Raw genomic sequence first — 4,006 nt, 5'->3', positions numbered from 1 at the left:
CTCATCGTGGGACAGAATGATTCTGCCCGGGAACTGGCAAAAGTCATGAAGGACAAGGGTTATCAGGTCGTCGGTTATGTGGTGGATGACAAAGAGCTCTGGGGGATCAGCCCGGACGGTCTGTTCATTGCCGGCCCCATTGACGATGTGATTTCCATTGCCGAGGCCCAGCAGGCACGCACCGTTGTTCTTGCCGGAAACACCCGTGATCTGGACACCCACATGGATGTTCTTCTGCGAGCCCGTCTTTCTGGCATCGTTGTTGAAGAACTGGTCTCTGCCTACGAACGGGTCACCGACCGGGTTCCTGTGCGATTCATCCAGGATCGCTGGCTGCTTCTTGAACAGGGTTTTTCCCTGTATTCCAAAGAAGTTGTCCGCAAGCTCAAACGGACCATGGACATTATCCTCTCGCTGATCCTGCTCGCTTTGCTGTGGCCTCTGATGATCGCTGCTGCCGTACTCGTCAGAAAGGACTCCCCCGGCCCGGCCCTTTTCAGGCAGACCCGGGTGGGCGAAGGCAAAAAGGTGTTCACGCTTTACAAGTTCCGGTCCATGGTTCAGGAAGCGGAAAAAAACGGCGCGGTCTGGGCGGACAAAAACGACCCGAGGATAACAAAAATCGGCCGCTGGTTGCGGAAAACCCGCATCGACGAACTCCCCCAGCTCATAAACGTCCTCAAGGGCGACATGAGCCTGGTCGGCCCCCGGCCCGAACGCCCGGAATTCGTCAGCGACCTGGAACAGGAGATCCCCTACTATTATATCCGCCACACCGTGAAACCCGGCATCACCGGCTGGGCCCAGATCATGTACCCCTACGGATCCACGCAAGAAGACGCCCTGAACAAACTGGAATACGAACTCTTCTACATCAAGAACATGTCCCTGCTTCTGGATGTAAAAATTCTGTGTCGAACCATCGGGGTGATGGTGTTTGGGGAGGGAGCGAGATAACGACGGTTTTAGGTGATTAGGTTTTAGGTGTTAGGTGATTAGGTGTTAGGGAACAGCGAAGGACCCCCGTGTCAGGGAGGTTGTCGAGTAGAGCTTGCGAACGGGCGGCTCATGCCTTTATTGGGTTGTAGTATGGTCCGCAAAGTGATGTGAAGGAGAATACTCGCATTGGGTAATTGCAACTATGGGATAGTGTCATGGGATATAGTTCGTTTGAAAAACTCGAGGTATGGAAAAGGGCTTGCCGGCTTGCTGTGAAAATGTACGACGCGTTGCGAGACTGCCGTGATTACGGGCTCAAGGATCAGATGACTCGGGCAGCGGTTTCGATTGCCTCCAATATTGCCGAGGGTGCTGAACGTGACAGCAGAAAAGAATTCGTGCATTTTCTCCACATCGCAAAAGGATCTGCAGCGGAACTGCGAACCCAAAGCTACATCGCACATTGTATCGGCATTATCGATAAAAATCTGGAACAAGAATTGGTCGAAGAACTGAAGGTAATATCAAAACAACTTCACTGCCTGTTAAAATCAATGCAGTGATTTTGTATTTATATTTTTTAAATTTTAAATCTTTACTCTTGAAACTGATGTTTCCATTAAATTATTGCTCTGATGTTGTTACTTAAATCCTAAAACTTAACACCTAACACATAAAACCCAAGACTCTTTTCGGAAACACACAATGAATCAACGACCATCGTCTCCAGCTGATATTCAGCCCTCATCGGCTCGCTGCTCCCCCTGGTTCACTCTTCTTGTTCCGTGCATTCTGGTGTATGGAATCAGTCTGTTTCTCCGGCTTTTGGAGCTGCCGCTCTGGCAGGCCGAGGTTTTTGAAATCGATGGAGAAAAACTTATGGCCACCCACGACGCCTATTTCTGGATGGCCGGGGCCCAGGGGACGTCGTGGGCCACGGACAAGGCGCTCATGGTGTTCCTTCGTTTCCTCCACCAGGTAACAGGCGCACCCCTGGGCAATATCGCCTTCTACCTTCCCGTTGTGCTGGCTCCTCTGGCCGGGTTGCCCCTGTGCTATCTAGCCTGGAAGCAGGACATGCCCGAGGCCGGGATCGGTGCGGGGATTCTCGGGACCGGGTGTCTCGGGTATCTGCTACGTACCCGGCTGGGGTTCTGCGATACCGACCCCTTTGCCCTGTTTGTTCCCGCCCTCATGGGTGCGGCGTTGATTCTCTGGGCCACGCCCTTTGTCCGGTCATCCTGGCTGCCAGGATCCAGAAACACGGAGACAGACACAACCGCATCCGAAAGGGGGGTTCTTCAAACCGGGATCATTGCCATCATTCTCGGGCTGGCCTGCCGGATGTGTTTCTGGTTCTACTACCAGAGCAGCTACATCATCCTGGCCTTTCTGGGGGTCTGCGTGCTCGTGGTTCTCCTGCTCGCAAAACCCGGGGCACGGAAAACGGCATTGCTCGGTTTTCTCTGCTTCCATGCGGTCGCGTTCGGGGGCTGGATCGGACTCGGAGGCGCGATTCTTTTGGCAGCGGTCTTCATGTACCTGCCGGACCTCATGGAATCCCCCGGCAAGGCATGGTCGATTCTCGGCCTGTTCGCCCTGGTCATGTTTTTTATCACCGGTCTGCACGCCCAGGCATGGACCATCCTGTCCAAGCTGGTTGTCCTGACCAAGACAAGCAGCGTGGATTCCCCGTCCAACGGAACCTCCCTATTGCTCCCCTCGGTGCAACAGAGCATCCGTGAGGCCCAAAATGTGGATCTGGCCAACCTGTACTCCCGGATCAGCGGCAATGGCGTCCTTTTTTGGTCGGGTCTTTTAGCTTTCATCTATCTGGTCTGGAAAAAGCCGCTCTTCCTGACCTTTGCGCCCATTCTCGTCTTCAGCGTCTTTTCCTTCAAGCTCGGCAACCGGTTCACCATGTACGGGGGAATCGTCTGGGGCGTGGGGCTCTGTTTCGGTCTTTCAACCCTCCTCGCGTCGTGGAAAATCAGTGGGGGAAAACGGTTGGTCGCCCAGGCACTCCTGTGCCTGGCTATTCTCTGGCCCGTCTGGAACGTTGCCAACGCCATCCGCCCTTCCCCCATTCTCCCCAAGGTCTACGCCCAGACATTCAAAGATCTCGCAAAAACAGCCCCTAAAGACGCCCGCCTCTGGCAATGGTGGGATTACGGGTACGCGGCCCAGTATTACGCAGAACGGATGTCTTTTGGCGACGGGGCCAAGCACGGCGGTCCCTGGCTCTATCCCCTGGCACGTGTCCATTGCACGGATTCCCCGGCCCAGGCCGCCCGGATGATCCGGTTCACCACCGCAGAGCAAAAAAAGACCTTTGACCGGAACGACACCCTGTCCGATTCCGGGCTCTTGGACTGGTCCCTTCCCTATTACCATACCTCTCCGACCACGGGGCTGGAGGCACTCCCCCCGCTAGCGGCCCAGAACCTTGTCGACAATATGCGCTCCATGCCCCTGGATTTGGACGTCCCCGTCCCTGCCCAGTACTTCATTGTCTCCTGGGAAAACCTCCGCCTCGCCTACTGGATATCCTATTACGGCAACTGGGACCTGATCACAGGCAAGCCCAGCCCCGGAAAAATCCAGCGCATGCGGGGAAAAATCCAGTTCGATACCAAAAAGGGCATTGTCAAATCCTCCCGGCAGACCATTCCTCTCGACACCCTCGACGTGATCACGGAAAAAGGGTCGAGACGGATGACCTGGCCAAACGGCAAGGGGTTGCACGGGGTTCTCAACCAACTCTCCCATGAGGTCTACGTCATGGACAACAAGATATACCGGTCCATGATGGTCCAAATGCTCATCGGCCCCCCCGCACGATTTGCTCCCTATTTCGATATTGCCGTGAACCATTTCCCCTGGACCCGCGCCTACCGAGCAAACAACACCCCTTAGCAAAAATTCCTTTGGGCCAAAAATATGCCTAAAAGAAGAATATATCTCACCCCACCTCGTTTTGAAGATTTTTTGTGTATTACTCATTTCATCCAATTTTGTCATACATTATTCCATACAAAGAAATTGGGTATGTATATTTTGCCGATAA

General features: G+C 54.0%; 3 protein-coding genes. All 3 read left to right on the top strand.

Annotated elements, in window-relative coordinates:
• A partial coding sequence (locus tag ACY692_RS14365; RefSeq protein ID WP_462326068.1) for a sugar transferase occupies window positions 1-957 on the top strand: 957 nt, incomplete at its 5' end.
• Window positions 958-1,154: 197 nt separating this feature from the next.
• Window positions 1,155-1,502: a four helix bundle protein gene (locus ACY692_RS14360; protein WP_462326067.1), complete on the top strand. Its 348-nt coding sequence runs from the start codon at window positions 1,155-1,157 to the stop codon at window positions 1,500-1,502.
• A 142-nt stretch (window positions 1,503-1,644) separates the two neighbouring features.
• Window positions 1,645-3,855 (top strand): STT3 domain-containing protein, encoded by a 2,211-nt coding sequence (locus tag ACY692_RS14355; protein ID WP_462326066.1) that lies wholly within the window; start codon window positions 1,645-1,647, stop codon window positions 3,853-3,855.
• Window positions 3,856-4,006: the final 151 nt, after the last annotated feature.

It is taken from the genome of Desulfoplanes sp. (assembly GCF_054921335.1).
This window is presented reverse-complemented; position numbering and strand designations above follow the sequence as displayed.

Coding starts and splice junctions, on each gene's coding strand:
- ACY692_RS14360 (WP_462326067.1), top strand. CDS start 1,155: ATGGGATATAGTTCGTTTGAAAAACTCGAGGTATGGAAAAGGGCTTGC.
- ACY692_RS14355 (WP_462326066.1), top strand. CDS start 1,645: ATGAATCAACGACCATCGTCTCCAGCTGATATTCAGCCCTCATCGGCT.